This window comes from Streptomyces sp. NRRL S-646, from assembly GCF_000720765.1.
Classification (GTDB): Bacteria; Actinomycetota; Actinomycetes; order Streptomycetales; family Streptomycetaceae; genus Streptomyces.
This window is the reverse complement of record NZ_JODC01000008.1, coordinates 414,831-430,357: the sequence shown is the minus strand read 5'-3', so window position 1 is coordinate 430,357 and position 15,527 is coordinate 414,831. Positions and strand designations below refer to the sequence as shown.

General features: G+C 70.7%; 12 protein-coding genes and 2 pseudogenes. 10 read left to right on the top strand and 4 right to left on the bottom strand.

Translation table 11 applies throughout. The features are described from left to right. Nucleotides 1-73 precede the first annotated feature (73 nt). Together IH68_RS50005 and IH68_RS0122005 are read left to right on the top strand one after the other, a co-directional pair. Nucleotides 74-1,311: pseudogene (locus IH68_RS50005) on the top strand (cytochrome c oxidase subunit I); the annotation flags it as partial. Next, the gene (locus IH68_RS0122005) at nt 1,308-1,643 is read left to right on the top strand and encodes a hypothetical protein (protein WP_030937831.1); all 336 of its coding nucleotides are present in this window, start codon (nt 1,308-1,310) and stop codon (nt 1,641-1,643) included. The pseudogene IH68_RS50005 and the gene IH68_RS0122005, both read left to right, overlap by 4 nt. A 16-nt stretch (nt 1,644-1,659) precedes the next feature. Here the strand turns inward: IH68_RS0122005 and IH68_RS55405 are convergent. From IH68_RS55405 to IH68_RS0121985, 4 genes and pseudogenes are all read right to left on the bottom strand, one after another. Continuing rightward, nucleotides 1,660-2,225 (bottom strand): annotated as a pseudogene (locus IH68_RS55405) (IS5 family transposase). Beyond that, nucleotides 2,108-2,365, bottom strand: coding sequence for a transposase (locus IH68_RS59425; RefSeq protein WP_324607681.1), 258 nt, complete (start codon nt 2,363-2,365; stop codon nt 2,108-2,110). The pseudogene IH68_RS55405 and the gene IH68_RS59425 overlap by 118 nt, the downstream one beginning before the upstream one ends. A gap of 206 nt (nt 2,366-2,571) precedes the next feature. Beyond that, on the bottom strand, nt 2,572-3,543 hold the full coding sequence (locus IH68_RS0121990; protein ID WP_030937828.1) for an alpha/beta hydrolase: 972 nt from the start codon (nt 3,541-3,543) through the stop codon (nt 2,572-2,574). Between the two features lie 280 nt (nt 3,544-3,823). Beyond that, nucleotides 3,824-5,791 (bottom strand): ricin-type beta-trefoil lectin domain protein, encoded by a 1,968-nt coding sequence (locus IH68_RS0121985; RefSeq protein WP_030937826.1) that lies wholly within the window; start codon nt 5,789-5,791, stop codon nt 3,824-3,826. 185 nt (nt 5,792-5,976) lie between these two features. Here IH68_RS0121985 and IH68_RS0121980 point away from each other — a divergent pair, with 185 nt between their 5' ends. From IH68_RS0121980 to hypE, 8 genes are all read left to right on the top strand, one after another. Then, nucleotides 5,977-7,206 carry a glycosyltransferase gene (locus IH68_RS0121980; protein WP_030937824.1) on the top strand — a complete coding sequence of 410 codons (1,230 nt, stop codon included), beginning with the start codon at nt 5,977-5,979 and terminating at the stop codon, nt 7,204-7,206. 357 nt (nt 7,207-7,563) lie between these two features. After that, nucleotides 7,564-9,282 carry a hydrogenase maturation protein gene (locus IH68_RS0121970; protein ID WP_030937822.1) on the top strand — a complete coding sequence of 573 codons (1,719 nt, stop codon included), beginning with the start codon at nt 7,564-7,566 and terminating at the stop codon, nt 9,280-9,282. Continuing rightward, nucleotides 9,279-9,875 (top strand): hydrogenase maturation protease, encoded by a 597-nt coding sequence (locus IH68_RS0121965; protein WP_030937820.1) that lies wholly within the window; start codon nt 9,279-9,281, stop codon nt 9,873-9,875. The genes IH68_RS0121970 and IH68_RS0121965 overlap by 4 nt, the downstream gene beginning before the upstream one ends. 45 nt (nt 9,876-9,920) lie before the next feature. Then, nucleotides 9,921-10,670: a hydrogenase nickel incorporation protein HypB gene (gene hypB / locus IH68_RS0121960; RefSeq protein WP_030937818.1), complete on the top strand. Its 750-nt coding sequence runs from the start codon at nt 9,921-9,923 to the stop codon at nt 10,668-10,670. Continuing rightward, nucleotides 10,667-13,006, top strand: a complete 2,340-nt coding sequence (gene hypF / locus IH68_RS0121955) for a carbamoyltransferase HypF (RefSeq protein WP_030937815.1) — start codon at nt 10,667-10,669, stop codon at nt 13,004-13,006. Before hypB ends, hypF begins: the two co-directional genes overlap by 4 nt. Nucleotides 13,007-13,009: 3 nt before the next feature. Continuing rightward, nucleotides 13,010-13,327 carry a HypC/HybG/HupF family hydrogenase formation chaperone gene (locus tag IH68_RS0121950; protein ID WP_030937812.1) on the top strand — a complete coding sequence of 106 codons (318 nt, stop codon included), beginning with the start codon at nt 13,010-13,012 and terminating at the stop codon, nt 13,325-13,327. Further along, on the top strand, nt 13,324-14,466 hold the full coding sequence (hypD, locus tag IH68_RS0121945; protein WP_030937810.1) for a hydrogenase formation protein HypD: 1,143 nt from the start codon (nt 13,324-13,326) through the stop codon (nt 14,464-14,466). Before IH68_RS0121950 ends, hypD begins: the two co-directional genes overlap by 4 nt. Beyond that, on the top strand, nt 14,459-15,526 hold the full coding sequence (hypE, locus tag IH68_RS0121940; RefSeq protein WP_030937808.1) for a hydrogenase expression/formation protein HypE: 1,068 nt from the start codon (nt 14,459-14,461) through the stop codon (nt 15,524-15,526). Before hypD ends, hypE begins: the two co-directional genes overlap by 8 nt. Nucleotide 15,527: the final 1 nt, after the last annotated feature.

The window sequence follows — 15,527 nt, the reverse complement described above, 5'->3', positions numbered from 1 at the left end:
GCACCATCCGGATCGTCACACCCGTTTCCGTGATTCTCGTCGCGTCACTCGAGTGTGACCGGCGTGCCCGGATCGGACAGAGCTGGCCCGTCCGGGCCTGCAGATCATGTCGAACGAGCAGTTCAACCAGGCGTTCACGATGCACGGCACGATCATGCTGCTGATGTTCGCGACGCCGTTGTTCGCCGGCTTCGCCAACTGGATCATGCCGCTGCAGATCGGCGCCCCGGATGTGGCCTTCCCGCGGCTGAACATGCTTGCGTACTGGCTCTATCTCTTCGGCTCGACCATCGCCGTCGGCGGTTTCCTCACCCCGCAGGGTGCGGCCGACTTCGGCTGGTTCGCCTACTCCCCGCTGTCGGACGCGGTCCGCTCACCGGGCATCGGCGCCGACCTGTGGATCATGGGTCTGGCCTTCTCCGGTTTCGGCACGATCCTCGGCGCGGTCAACTTCATCACCACCATCATCTGCATGCGCGCGCCGGGCATGACCATGTTCCGCATGCCGATCTTCACGTGGAACGTGCTGCTGACCGGTGTTCTCGTGCTCCTGGCCTTCCCGGTGTTGGCCGCGGCCCTGTTCGCCCTGGACTGCTCCCGTTCTTCTCCTTCATGACGTTCCTCATCGCCGTACCGACCGGCGTGAAGTTCTTCAACTGGATCGGAACGATGTGGAAGGGGTCCCTGTCTTTCGAGACCCCGATGCTCTGGGCGACGGGCTTCCTGGTCACGTTCGTCTTCGGTGGCCTCACCGGCGTGATGCTCGCCTCGCCGCCGCTGGACTTCCCGACCTCCGACACCTACTTCGTCGTCGCCCATTTCCATTACGTCATCTTCGGCACCGTCGTGTTCGCGATGTTCTCCGGATTCCATTTCTGGTGGCCCAAGTTCACCGGCAAGATGCTCGACGAGCGTCTGGGGAAGATCACCTTCTGGACGCTGTTCGTCGGCTTCCACGGCACCTTCCTGGTCCAGCACTGGCTGGGTGTGAACGGAATGCAGCGGCGGATTCCCGACTATCTGGCGGTGGAGGGTCTGACGACGCTCAACACGGTGTCGACGATCTTCTCGTTCCTCCTCGGAATGTCGTTCCTGCCGTTCTTCTACAACGTCTGGAAGACCGCGCAGTACGGCGAGAAGGTGGAGGTCGACGACCCGTGGGGCTACGGCCGCTCCCTGGAATGGGTGACATCCTGCCCGCCCCCGCGGCACAACTTCACCGCGCTCCCCCGGATCCGCAGCGAATCTCCGGCATTCGACCTGCACCACCTTCAGGATCCGGCACCGCAGAGGGAGTTGACCGCGCCATGAGCAGTGAGGAGGCGCGGGTGCTCCTCAACGAGATCGAGGGGCACCTGCTGATCGCCGCCGCCCGCGAGGAGGGCCGTACGGCCGCCGCGCGTTTCTGTGCCCCCTTCGACTGGCTGACGCAGTCTCAGCGGGAGGAGGTGGAGCGCCGTTTCGAGGCGGAGTACCTCGCGCTCGCCCGCGCCTCGTGGCGGCACACGGCGGCGCGGGCCCACCAGGTGCGGGAGGAGTACGAGGACGCCTACCGCGACCTGCGGCGCCGCCTGCTGGCCGGCTGGCTGCTGGCGTGCGCCGCGGTCGTGGCAGTCGGCGTCCTGTTGCTGCCGCTCGCCTAGGAGTTGTCTTCAAATGTCACGCCCACATCAGGAGCGATGCGAGGGTGACGGCTGCCTCGTAGGACTCGGCGGTCTTGTCGTAGCGGGTCGCGATGCCGCGCCACTGCTTCAGGCGGTTGAAGCACCGTTCCACCACGTTGCGACGCTTGTAGAGCTGCTTGTCGAAGGCCGGCGGCGCCCGCCTCGGCTGCCGCGCCGGAGCCGGTTGCGGACCTGGTCGGCCCGCTCGGGGATGGTGTGGCCGATGCCGCGCCGCCGCAGCCAGGTGCGAATGGCTTTGGAGCTGTAGCCCTTGTCGCCCAGGACGTGGGCGGGCCGCACGAGGGGGCGTCCCGGGCCGATGCGGGGCACCCGTATCGCTTCCATCACGGCGATGAACTGGGTGCAGTCGTTGGTGTTGCCGCCTGTGACGGTTAACGCGAGCGGGCGGCCGAAGGCGTCGCAGGCGAGATGAATCTTGCTGGTCAGGCCACCTCGGGAGCGTCCGAGTCCGGGGCTGCGAAGCCCCCTTTTCGGGCCCCGGCGTCGGCCTCCGCCTGGGCGGCCCGGAGCATCCGCTCGAAGGTGCCGCCTGCCGCCCACCGTCGGAAACGGGTGTGCAGCGTGGCCCACGGACCGTACCGCTCGGGCACATCCCGCCAGGCTGTCCCAGTGCGGAACTTCCAAACGATCCCGTTGAGGACCCTTCGATCGTCCAACCGCTTCCGGCCACGCGGTGACACCGGCAGCAGCGACCGGACGAACTCCCACTCCGCATCGGACAGTTCATGGCGACGTATCACCCAACCATGATCCACCACTCAAGATCTTTCGAAGACACGGCCGAGTTCTGTGATGGGTGAGGGCCTTCAGGTTTCGGCGGGGATCGCGACCTCCAGGGTCGGCCCCAGGAGGCCCTCATCCGCCTCACGGCGTAATGCGACACGCTTCAGGGGTGCAGTGCTCGTTGCAGCGCCTCGATGGCGAGTGTGCGCGCGACCGTGGTCGCCTTGGAGTCGCGGAGGCTGTCGAGCATCAGGAAGTCGTGGACCATTCCCAGCACTCGGACCGCGGTGACGTCCACTCCTGCCTCGCGGAGCTTGGCCGCGTAGGCCTCGCCTTCGTCACGCAGGACGTCGGCCTCGTCGGTGATGACCAGTGTGGTGGGAAGGCCACGGAGCTGCTCGATGTCGGCCTGCAGCGGTGAGGCATAGATTTCGGTGCGCTGCTTGGGGTCCGAGGTGTAGGCGTCCCAGAACCACTTCATCCCGTCGCGAGTGAGGTAGTAGCCGTCGGCGAACTGCTGGTAGGACGGAGTGTCGAAGTTCGCGTCGGTGACGGGGTACAGCAGCACCTGGGCAGCCAGTTGCACATCTCCGCGTTCCTTGGCCATTAGCGCGAAGACCGTCGACATGTTGCCGCCCACCGAATCGCCGCAGACCGCTATCCGTGAGGCATCGAGGTTTTGTTCCCCGCCGTTTTGGAGGATCCACTTCCCGACCGCGTAGTTCTGCTCGATCTGAGTCGGGTACTTCGCCTCGGGGGCCCTTTCATAGACGGGGAAGACCACCGCGGCGTTCGCTCCGACCGCCAGTTCGCGGATCAGCCGGTCGTGCGTCTTCTCGTCGCCGAACACCCATCCGGCGCCGTGGATGTACAGGACCACCGGGAGGGTTTTCATGGTTCCCCGGGGGCGGATGATACGCGTGCGGACGTTGCCGTACTGCCCGGCGTCGATGGTCACCCAGTCCTCGTCCACCGCCGGCTTGGCCACCCCTTTCCCTTCCTGGAGACCATCGAGGATCTCGCGGCCGTTCTCCGGCGGGACCTCGTAGATGCGCGGATGCGGCGACGTGGCCTCCGTCAGCTCCCGGGCAGAGGGTTCCAGGACTGGGGTTGCGACGGATCGAGAAGCGGGCATGGTGCGCCTCCTGCCTCAGATGTAGCGGTACATGCGGCTGGCCACCCAGCTCCCATCGTCTCTCAGCAGCGCATCGGTGCAACCGCGGGACAGGGCGTGAAGCCCAGGTCACGTTGGGTCGTCGAGGTTGCACCATTGCGCGGATCCACCGTCGGGTCCCGGCTTGTGGCTGTACTTGCGGCGGGACCCGGCGCCCAGAGGACGCCGCTTGGCGGGTCTCGACTTCGGGCTTAGGAGGGGTCCTTGTGCCGTGTTTTTGAAGACAGGCCCTAGGCCGGACCTACGACAGCGTCCACTTCTGGTTGTCGCCCGTTCCGCAGGACCACAGCACCGTGGAAGCGCCGTTCGCCGTGCCGTTGTTGTAGGCGTCGAGGCAGAGGCCGGCGTTGACGTTGGTGATGGTGCCGTCGCTGTTGACGTTCCACTTCTGGTTGTTCTGGCCGTTGCAGTCCCAGATGACGACCTTGGTTCCGTTGGTCGTCCCCTGGTTGTAGGCGTCGAGGCACTTGTTGCCGTACACCACGAGTTCCTTGCGGGAGGTGTACGTCCAGGCCTGGTTCTGGCCGCCGTTGCAGTCCCACAGTTCGGCCTGGGTGCCGTTGGTGATCGTGTTGTTGTAGATGTCCAGGCAGCGTCCGGACTGCTTGCCGACGACCTGGGAGCCGCCTGCACCCGGCAGAGGTCTGACGGTGATCGAGTCGAGGGCCGGGGCGCCCGAGAAAGTGAGCGAATTGGCAGAGCCCTTGGACAGACCGACCTGGACCGAGATCGTGCCCGGGCTGGAGCCCGTCGGCGGGAAGGAGACCGTGGTGGCGCCCTGGCCGTTGACCTTGAGGGTGCCGGTGCGGGCACTGGACGTGTTGTTGGTGTACGAGACGTCGACGACCTTGATGCCGGTGTTCCCGGCGACCACGCCCGAGAAGCCGGCGGTACCGGTATATGTGCTGCCGGCCGCCTCCGTGCCGCCGGTGACCGAGAGCATGACCGAGCCGCCCGCCGGAACACTGGTGGTGTAACTGGTGCCGTAGGAGCCGACATTGGCGCGCGCCCACAGGTCACGCACGGTCGCGGACGCGTTTGTCAGACCGAGGTCGGACCAGCGGACGGTGATGTTCTGGGCGGAGGAGGTGCGGTTGAGGAGGACGACGGCACGGTTGCCGGTGCCGGCGAGGACCTTGCCGTACACCTGCAGCCCCGTCGTGTCCTCGGCGACCTTCACGCCCTGGAGGCCACGCGGGTCCTGGTCGACGCCGATGACCTCGGGGTTCTTGAGGATGCCGGCGGTCTCCGACGTCATCGTGGCCAGGTTGTTGCCGGCCAGGAGCGGTGCGCCGGAGATGGCCCACAGGTTCATGTGGGTGCGGTTCTGGGCGGCGGTGAAGCCGTCCATGCCGACCATCAGCATGTCCGGGTCGTTGTAGTAGCCGGTGTGCTGGGCCGTGGGGTGCAGGGTCTGGTCGAAGTTGGAGAGCAGGTTCGTCATCGACGGCGAGTTGCCGTAGTAGATGATGTCCGTGCTGGTGCGCCACATGGGGGCCTGGCCCGGCGCCCAGTTCCACGGGTTCTGCTTGCCCCAGTTGCAGATCGACAGGGTGAGCGGGCGGCCGGTGGTGGCCGTCGCCTTGGCGACCGCGTCGCTGATCGACTGGTACGCCGTCGCCGCGTCGAGTCCCTCGACGTCTCCGCCGCACCAGTCGACCTTGACGAAGTCGAAGCCCCACTTGGAGAACTGGAGCATGTCCTGGTCGTAGTGGCCCTCGCTGCCGGTGTTCGGGGCGGCGGGGCGGCCGGTCGGGTAGTAGTAGCCGCAGCCGTTCTTGCCGGCGTCGGTGTAGATGCCGGCCTTGAGGCCCTTGCTGTGGATGTAGTCGGCGATGGCGCTCATCCCGCCGGGCCACTCACTGGTGTCGACGGTGATGTTGCCGGCGCTGTCGCGGGTGCCCTGCCACCAGCCCTCGTCGATGTTGATGTACTTGTAGCCGGCCGCCGGCAGCCCCGCCGCGACGAACGCGTCGACCTGCTGCTTGACGACGTTGTAGTCGATCTTGGCGGCGAAGCTGTTCCAGGAGGCCCAGCCCATGGGGGCGGTGGGCACGGCTATCTGACGGGTCGTCGCCGCCTGGGCGGGGCCGGGTGCCGCGAACAGGAGCGCGGCGGCCGCGGTGACGGCCAGGGCGAGGAGGCGTACGGCGGCTGCTCTGCAGCGGCCTGCGAGACCTCTGCGGGTCGAGCGCGGAGGGGGGTACATGCGGCTCCATTTATTCGACATATCGAACGAAGATCGGTGATCCGAACGCGTTGCGCGCCGAAAGTAGAGCCACACTGAGCGTCAAGTCAACGGAAGTGACAGGCGCGAAGTGGCCTTTCCCTACGGGGCGTTCTCGCTGAAAGGCGTACGGCGACGCCATACTGGCCGTCGTGCGTGCAGCGATCATGACGGCGGGATCCCGGGGCGACGTCGCCCCGTACACCGGACTCGGACACGGGCTCTCCCGTGCCGGGCACGAGGTCACTCTGGTGACACATGCCCGTTTCGAGCCGCTCGTGGCCGGATCGAAGATCCGTTTCCATCCGCTGCCCGTGGACCCGCGGGCGGAACTGGAGTCCTCGCGGGGGCGCGGGCTGCATCGCAGTGCGACCGGCGTGGGCAAGCTGGTGCGGGTGGTCGCGATGGCGCGGGCGCTGGTCGGGCGGATGACGGACGATCTGGTGGCAGCCGCCCGGCCGAGCGACATGCTGCTGCTGTCCGGTTCGGTGGGGCCGCTGGGGCAGACCATCGCGGAGGGCCTGTCCCTGCCCTACCTCGACGTGCCCCTCCAACCCCTCGCTCCTACAAGGGAGTTCGGGCCGCCGATGCTGGGCGTCCGCTCGCTGGGAGCGGTGGGCAACCGGATCGCCGGGCACGCGGTGAGCCTGGCCGTGGAGCAGGTCTTCGCGGGGGCGCTGCCTGCGGTGCGGGAGCGACTTGGGCTGCCCCGTGCGAGTGCCGCCGCGGCATGGCGGGCACGGGAGCGGCAGGGGCGGCCGGTGCTGCACGGATTCAGCCCACTGGTGGTGCCGCGCCCGTACGACTGGCGGCCGGGCCTGTCGGTGACCGGATACTGGTGGCCGTACGACGCAGAGCCCCAACTCCCCTCGCTCGTACGGGACTTCCTCGACGCGGGACCGGCCCCCGTCTATGTGGGCCTGGGCAGCGCGACGGTGCCCGATCCCGAGCGGCTCAGCGCCTGCATCGTGCGCGCCCTGCGCCGGGCCGGCCTCCGAGGAGTGATCCAGCGCGGCTGGGCCGGCCTCGGGGCCTCCGGCGACGACATGCTGACCGTCGACGACATCCCGCACTCCGCGCTCTTCCCCCGCATGGCCGCCGTGGTCCACCACGCGGGCGCGGGCACCACGGCGGCGGGGCTGCGCGCCGGGGTACCGGCCGTGCCGGTACCGATCCAGTTCGACGAGGGCTTCTGGTCCGCCCGCCTGGTCTCACTGGGCGTCGCCCCACGCACCCTGCCGCTGCGCCGCCTCACCCCCAGCGGGCTGGCCACGGCGCTGATGCGGGCCACCAGAGACCCGGCGTTCGCGCGGCGCGCCGAGACGCTCGGGGCACGCATCCGCGGGGAGGACGGGGTGGCCCCGGTGCTGGCGGCGGTGGATCGGTGGGGTGGTTAGGGCCGGTCGGCGGTCCGGGGCCGGCACGGGCCGAGAGGGTTGGCCCGCGGGTTGCACCACCCGAGTGCAACCCCGCCGTCGGGGCGGCCACGAGCGCCGTCCGCGCGGGTGGCGGGGTGAGCCTCGTTCATGACGCCTGGCGCTGCGGAAGAACGCCGAGACGCGTGCCGAGCACGCGGTCCAGCGCAAGCTCGACGCGATCGCCGCTGCGCTGCTCGAAGTGCACCGGGGCGACCGCAGCGAGGCGTTCGAGGACCTGAGGAATGCGATCCGGATGGAGCAAGAGACCTGACGCCGGACCGCGAAACGCCGCCGTGGTCCTTCTCGCCCTCCCGCATACCGACGATCATCCGCGTCATGGACATCTTGCTCGTCGCCAGCGCGTTCAACAGCCTGTGCCAGCGTGTGTACGCGGAACTGTCCGACGAAGGGCACCAGGTGGACGTCGTGCTCGCCACGCACGGCGCCGAAGCGATCCGGACCGCCGTTCGCGAAACCCGCCCGGAACTGATCATCGCTCCGATGCTGAAGACGGCGCTGCCGGAGGACATCTGGCAGGAGCACATCTGCCTCATCGTGCACCCCGGGCCGCCCGGCGACCGCGGCCCGTCCTCCCTGGACTGGGCGATCGCCGAGGGCGCCTCGCACTGGGGGGTGACGGTGCTGCAGGCCGAGGCGGCCATGGACGCGGGTGCCGTGTGGGCGGCCGAGTCCTTCCCGGTGCCGCCGGTCGGCAAGAGCGACCTGTACCGGGGCGAGGCCTCCGACGCCGCCTCGGCCGCCGTCCGGCTGGCGGTACGGAGGTACGCCGACGGATCGTTCAAGCCGCAGCCGCAGAGCGATCCCGCGGTCCGGGTGGTGTGGCGCGACTTCTTCCGCCGAGAGCAGCGAAGGATCGACTGGGAGAACGACACGACTCAGACGGTCCTGCGCAAGCTCCGCGGGGCCGACTCCCAGCCGGGAGTCCTGGACGAACTCTGCGGCCAGGAGGTGTTCCTGCACGGCGGGCACTTCGAGGACCGGCTGCACGGACACCCCGGCCAACTGCTCGCGACGCGTGCCGGTGCGGTCTGCCGGGCCACCCGGGACGGGGCGGTGTGGATTCCGGAGCTGCGGCCCCGCAAGGCCTCCGGCGACCCCGCGCCGTTCCGCCGTCCGGCGGCCTCCGTGCTCGCCTCCCTCCCGGCCCCGTCGCTGCCGGAGACCGCGGCACCGCTCGAACTGGCCCCCGGCAGGACCACTTGGAGCGACATCCGCTACCGGCAGCACGGCGACATCGGATTCCTGAACTTCTCCTTCCCCGGCGGGGCGATGAGCACCGGGCACTGCCGCCGGCTGCTGGCCGCCTACCGGTACGCGCTCACCCGCCCCACCTCGCTGCTGGTGCTCGGCGGAGCCCGCGGCTTCTTCTCCAACGGCATCCACCTCAACGTCATCGAGGCGGCCGCCGACCCCGCAGGCGAGTCCTGGTCCAACCTCAACGCCATGGACGACCTGGTCGAGGCGGTCCTGCGCACCACGGACCGGATGGTGGTGGCCGCGCTCGGCGGCAACGCCGCGGCCGGCGGCGTCATGCTCGCCCTGGCCGCCGACGAGGTGTGGTGCCGCACCGGAGCCGTCCTCAACCCGCACTACCGGCGGATGGGCCTTTACGGGTCGGAGTTCTGGACGTACACGCTGCCGCGCCGTGTCGGAACCGACACGGCCCTGCAACTGACGACCGAGGCATTGCCGGTGAGCGCCGCACGCGCCGCACGGATCGGCCTGGTGGACCGTCTGGTGGAGGCCCCGGCGCAGGGGTTCACCGCCGAGATCGAGCGGCTGGCAGCCGAACTCGCCCGCGAACCGGACCTCGCGCAGCGGATCGCCGCGAAGGCCGCGGCACGCCAGGCGGACGAGGCACGGCAGCCGCTCGCGGAGTACCGGCGGGACGAACTCGCCCGTATGCGTGCCGTCTTCTTCGACCCTCAGGCCCCGTACCACGCCCTGCGTTCCGCCTTCGTCCGCAAGCTGCCGAACGGCGAGGCACGACCCCTGGCCCCGGCCGGCGACCAGGTCGCCGGGGGTGACCGGTGACGCGGTCCGGCACCCGCCTGCTGGTGGCGGGCGTCGGCAACATCTTCCTAGCGGACGACGCCTTCGGACCCGAGGTGATCCAAGCCCTGGACCGGCGGCCGCTGCCTCCCGAGGTCCGGGTGCGGGACTTCGGCATCCGCGGCATGGATCTCGCGTACGAACTGCTGGACGGCTACGACACGGCCGTCCTGGTCGACGCGGCCGCGCGGGGGCACCGGCCGGGCACCCTGTCGCTGATCGAGCCGGAACTGCCCGACGGCACCGCGGATGCCGCCCCGCCCGAGGCTCATGGCATGGATCCGGCCAGGGTGCTGGCCCTGGCCGCCCACCTGGGCGACGAGCCGCTGCCGCGGGTCCTCGTTCTCGCCTGCGAGCCCGAGGCGCGGCCACGCGGCGACGAGGACATCGTGCCGGGCCTCAGCGCACCGGTTCGCGAGGCGGTCGGCAGGGCCGTCGCAGCCCTGCATTCGCTGGTCCCGGCACTGCTCGCCGACCCCGCGGCCACGCCTTCGTTGAGCCGCCCGGACGAATCCGCGGACCCGTCCGCGGCCGAGGTCCCGCTCCCGGTGGCCGGCGGCGTCGAGGATCGGTGACGCACCGACACCCACTGCGTCGAACAACCGCGAGGAGCAGCGCCCATGTGCGAGTCCATGGACGACGTCACCCAGGCAGTCCTCGCGAAGAACGACGGCCTGGCCGCGAGCCTGCGCGACGAACTGACCCGGCGCGGGGTCGGCGTCGTCAACCTGCTGTCCAGCCCGGGCAGCGGCAAGACGGAACTGCTCGGGAAGGTGCTGGCCCTGGCGGTGGAGCGGCGCATCCCGGTGGCCGCGCTCACCGCCGACCTGGCGACCGAGAACGACGCCCACCGGCTCGCCCGCTCGGGCGCGCCGGTCAAACAGCTGCTGACCGACGGGCTGTGCCATCTGGAGGCCCGGCAGCTCCGCGGCCATGTGCAGAGCTGGCTGCCCGAGGACACTGCCGTGCTGTTCGTGGAGAACGTCGGCAACCTCGTCTGCCCGGCGGCCTACGACCTCGGCGAGAGCCTGCGGATCGTCCTCATGGCGGTCACGGAGGGCGAGGACAAGCCACTGAAGTACCCCACGGCCTTCGGCTCCGCCCATCTGGTCGTGCTCACCAAGACCGATCTGGCCGAGCCCGCCGGTTTCGACGAGGCCGCCTTCGTAGCCCATGTGCAGCGGGTCAACCCCGGGGTGGAGGTCGTACGGTCCTGCGCCCGTGACGGCGCCGGTATCGCCACCGTGCTGGAGCGGGTGCTCGCCGCGCGGGACGGGGCCCCCGTGCACCGGCCTCCTCTCGCGCCCCGCCCGCACGGCCACGAGCACGCCCAGCAGACCACGGGCCTAGCGGCCGGCCGCGTCTCGTGACCGCTCCGGCCGCGCAGGCCGTGCGCCGCCGTGTCGTCGTGCGCGGCACCGTGCAGGGCGTGGGCTTCCGCCCCTTCGTGCACCGACTGGCCACCGATCTCGCGCTGGCCGGGTTCGTGAGCAACACGGCCGGCGGCGTACTCATCGAGGTGGAGGGCGCGCCGGACGGTGTCGCCCGTTTCTGCGGCCTGCTGGCCACGGAGCCTCCACCGCTGGCCGCCGTCACCGGCGTCGGCGTCGAGGACCTGCCCGCCACGGGCGCGGACGAGGCCTTCACCATCCGCGCCACCGAACGGTCCGCGGGCCGCACGCTGCTCCCGCCCGACACGGCGACCTGCGCGGACTGTCTGCGGGAACTCGCCGATCCGGTCGACCGCCGCCACCGGCACCCGTTCGTCACGTGCACCCACTGCGGCCCCCGCTTCACCATCGCCACGGGGATGCCGTACGACCGGGCGGTCACCACGATGGCCGGCTTCCCGATGTGTCCCGCATGCGCCCGGGAGTACGGCGACCCCGCCGACCGCCGCTTTCACGCCCAGCCCGTCGCCTGCCCGGACTGCGGTCCCCGGCTGCGCCTGGTGCCGGCGGCCGGCAGCGGGATCCGCCCTGCGCGGGACGGCGACGCCCTGGTGGCGGCCCGGGCCCTGCTGGCGGCCGGACGCATCCTCGCCGTCAAGGGCCTCGGCGGCTATCACCTGGCATGCGACGCCACCGACGCACGAGCCGTCGACACACTGCGCACCCGGAAGGAGCGCGGTGGCAAGCCGTTCGCGGTGATGTGCGCGGATCTCGACACCGTGGATGAGATCGCCCAGGTCTCCCCGGCCGAGCGCACGGCACTCACCAGCGCCCGCCGCCCCATCGTCCTGCTGCGCCCGCGGACGCCGGCCCGGCACCTGCGCCTCGCTCCCGGTGTGTGCCCGGGCAGCCCGCAGCTCGGCGTGATGCTGCCCTACACGCCCGTGCACGTCCTGCTGTTGGGGCTCCCCGGTGATCCGCCGGGCCCACGTGTACTGGTCATGACCAGTGGCAACCGGTCGGGGGAACCGATCGTCACGGACGACGAGGAGGCGCTGACCCGGCTGGACGGGCTGGCCGACGCCTGGCTTGCCCACGACCGGGCCATCGCCTCACCGTGCGACGACTCCCTGCTGCGGGTGCGCGGCGACGGCAGCGAGCAGGTGCTGCGCCGGTCCCGGGGGTATGTGCCCCGCCCGCTGCGGCTGCCGGTCGCCGTGCGGCCCGCGCTGGCGGTGGGCGGCGACCTCAAGAACGCACTGTGCGTCGGCGAGGGCGACCAGGCCTGGCTCGGCCCGCACATCGGCGACATGGGGGACCTGACCACGCTGGAGGCCGCCGAGCGGGCGGAGGGGCACATCCGGCAGCTGAGCGGCGTCACCCCCGAACTCGTCGCAGCGGACCGGCACCCCGGCTACCACTCGGCCCGCTGGGCCCGCCGCCGCGCGGCCGAACTGCCCCGGCACACACCGGTGTTCGTCCAGCACCACCATGCACACATCGCCTCCGCGATGGCCGAGCACGGCCTCGACGGCACCACACCCGTGATCGGCGTCGCCTTCGACGGCACCGGCTACGGCGACGACGGCACCGTCTGGGGCGGCGAGATCCTCCTCGCCGACTACGCGCGTCACCGGCGCTACGCCCACCTCTCCCCCGCCCCGCTGCCCGGCGGAGATGCCGGGGTCGCCAACCCGTGCCGTCTGGCCCTGGCCCGGCTGTGGGCCGCGGGTGTGCGGTGGGATGCGGATCTGCCCTGCGTCGCCGCCTGCTCGGCCACGGAACTGACCCTCCTGGAACAGCAGTTGACGCGGGGGGTGGCCTGCGTGGCGACCTCCAGCATGGGCCGGCTCTTCGACGCGGTGTCCTCCCTGGTGGGGGTGTGCCACCGCGCGCGATACGAGGCCCAGGCGGCCGTGGAGCTGGAGGCAGCGGCCGCTTCGGCCCGGGACGCCGACACCTCGGCGTACGCCTTCGGTATCGGCTCCGGCATGTGCGACCCGGCACCGGTGCTCGGCGCACTGGTGGCCGACCTGCGGCGCGGCACCCCTGCCCCCGTGCTCGCCGCGCGCTTCCACCGCGGCGTCGCCAGAGCCGTCCTGGAGATCTGCCGGCAGGCGCGCCGGGACACCCGCCTGGCCACGGTCGCCCTCAGCGGCGGGGTCTTCGCCAACGCGCTGCTGGAGGAGGAGTGCACGCGGCTGCTGGCCGAGGACGGCTTCACGGTGCTGCGGCACGGTGAAGTTCCCCCGAACGACGGCGGATTGGCCCTTGGACAACTCGTGGTCGCGGCGCACGAACGACAAGAGGAGTGACCCATGTGTTTGGCAGTGCCCGGCAAGGTCGTGGCCATCGACGACAGTGCCGACCCGCTCACCGGGCTGATCGACTTCGGCGGTGTGCAGAAACAGGCGTGTCTGGAGTACGTGTCGGACGTGCGGGTGGGTGAGTACGTCATCGTCCACGTCGGGTTCGCGCTCCAGCGCCTGGACGAGGAATCGGCTCTGGCCTCCCTGCAGCTCTTCGAGGAACTGGGGCTGCTGGAGGAGGAGTTCGGCGACGCCTGGGAGCAGGCGTCGCGGGACGCGGGAGTCGCCGCCGTGACCGAGGAACCCCGAGAGAGCGAGGCCCGGTGAAGTACATCGACGAGTTCAACGACCCCGATCTGGCCCGGCGGCTGCTGGACGAGATCGGCGCCACCGCCACCCGGCCGTGGGCCCTGATGGAGGTGTGCGGCGGGCAGACCCACTCCATCATCCGGCACGGCATCGACCAACTGCTGCCGGAGCAGGTGGAGTTGATTCACGGTCCCGGCTGCCCCGTGTGCGTGACCCCGCTGGAGGTCATCGACAAGGCGCTGGAGATCGCCGCGCGTCCCGGGGTGATCTTCTGCTCCTTCGGCGACATGCTCCGGGTTCCGGGCACGGACCGGGACCTGTTCCGGGTCAAGGGCGAGGGCGGCGACGTACGCGTGGTGTACTCACCGCTCGACGCCCTGGAGCTGGCCCGCCGCAACCCGGACCGGGAGGTGGTTTTCTTCGCCATCGGCTTCGAGACCACGGCCCCCGCCAACGCGATGGCCGTGCACCAGGCGCGCCGCCTGGGGCTGGCCAACTTCAGCCTCCTGGTGTCGCATGTGCGGGTTCCTCCGGCGATCGAGGCCATCATGACGGCCCCCGCATGCCGGGTGCAGGGCTTCCTGGCCGCCGGGCATGTGTGCAGCGTGATGGGCACCGCCGAGTATCCCGAACTGGCCGAGCGGTTCCGGGTGCCGCTCGTGGTGACCGGTTTCGAGCCGCTGGACATCCTCGAGGGCATCCGCCGAGCGGTGCGCCAGCTGGAGCGCGGTGAGCACCGGGTGGAGAACGCGTACGCGCGTGCCGTACGCGAGGACGGCAACCCGGCCGCCGTACGCATGATCGAGGAGGTGTTCGAGGTCACCGACCGGAACTGGCGCGGCATCGGGCCCATCCCGCGCAGCGGCTGGCGGCTGACCGAGGCGTTTCGCGCGTTCGACGCCGAGCACCGCTTCGACGTCACCGGGATCCGCACCGAGGAGCCCGCCGAGTGCCGCGCCGGCGAGGTGCTCCAGGGGCTGATCAAGCCGACCGAGTGCGCCGCGTTCGGCACCACCTGCACCCCGCGCACCCCGCTCGGCGCCACCATGGTCTCCAGCGAGGGCGCCTGCGCGGCCTACTACCTCTACCGCCGGATGAACGCCGCGACGCCGCAGGCCAGCCGTGCCGCGCGGGAGGAGATGAACCCCGTTGCCTGAGCTCTCGCAAACCGTCGACCCCGCCAACTGGACCTGTCCGGCGCCTCTTCGCGACCAGCCCGTGGTGGTCATGGGGCACGGCGGAGGCGGCGCCCTGTCCGCCGAGCTGATGGAGCAGGTCTTCGTCCCCGCCTACGGAAATGCCACCCTCGCCGCGCTCGCCGACTCCGCCGTCCTCGAACTGGGCGGTGCGCGGCTGGCGTTCTCCACCGACTCCTATGTGGTCAGGCCGCTGTTCTTTCCCGGCGGCTGCCTGGGCGACCTCGCGGTCAACGGCACCGTCAACGACCTCGCGATGAGCGGCGCCAGGCCCGCCTACCTGTCCGCCGCCTTCGTCCTGGAAGAGGGCGTGGAACTGACCGTGGTCGAACGGATCGCGCGTGCCATGGGCGCGGCGGCCGAGACGGCGGGGGTCGTCGTCGCCACGGGTGACACCAAGGTCGTGGAGTCCGGGCACGGCGACGGTGTGTACGTCACCACCGCCGGCGTGGGGCTCGTCCCCGACGGGGTGGACATCCGTCCCCAGCGTGCGCGGCCCGGTGACGCCGTCATCGTCAGCGGTCCGATCGGTCTCCACGGAGTGGCGATCATGAGCGTCCGGGAGGGACTGGAGTTCGGTGTCGAGGTCGCCAGCGACACAGCGCCCCTCGCGGACCTGGTGGCGGCCATGCTGGCGGTAACGCCCGACATCCATGTCCTGCGCGACCCGACCCGTGGCGGCCTGGCCGCGTCCCTCAACGAGATCGCCCGCGCCTCCGGAACCGGTATCCGCCTGCAGGAGCGGGCCATTCCGGTGCCGGACGCCGTCGCAAACGCCTGCGGGTTCCTGGGCCTCGACCCCCTCTACGTCGCCAACGAGGGCCGGCTTGTCGCCTTCGTCCCGCCGGCGGCGGCAGACGAGGTCCTTGCGGCGATGCGCGCCCACCCGCAGGGCGCCGGGGCCACGCTGATCGGTGAGTGTGTGGCCGAGCACCCCGGCATGGTCGTGGTCTCCACCGGCCTCGGCGGCACCCGGGTGGTGGACCTGCCGCTGGGTGAGCAGCTGCCGCGGATCTGCTGAC

Coding starts and splice junctions, on each gene's coding strand:
- IH68_RS0122005 (WP_030937831.1), top strand. CDS start 1,308: ATGAGCAGTGAGGAGGCGCGGGTGCTCCTCAACGAGATCGAGGGGCAC.
- IH68_RS0121990 (WP_030937828.1), bottom strand. CDS start 3,543: ATGCCCGCTTCTCGATCCGTCGCAACCCCAGTCCTGGAACCCTCTGCC.
- IH68_RS0121985 (WP_030937826.1), bottom strand. CDS start 5,791: ATGTACCCCCCTCCGCGCTCGACCCGCAGAGGTCTCGCAGGCCGCTGC.
- IH68_RS0121980 (WP_030937824.1), top strand. CDS start 5,977: ATGACGGCGGGATCCCGGGGCGACGTCGCCCCGTACACCGGACTCGGA.
- IH68_RS0121970 (WP_030937822.1), top strand. CDS start 7,564: ATGGACATCTTGCTCGTCGCCAGCGCGTTCAACAGCCTGTGCCAGCGT.
- hypB (WP_030937818.1), top strand. CDS start 9,921: ATGTGCGAGTCCATGGACGACGTCACCCAGGCAGTCCTCGCGAAGAAC.
- IH68_RS0121950 (WP_030937812.1), top strand. CDS start 13,010: ATGTGTTTGGCAGTGCCCGGCAAGGTCGTGGCCATCGACGACAGTGCC.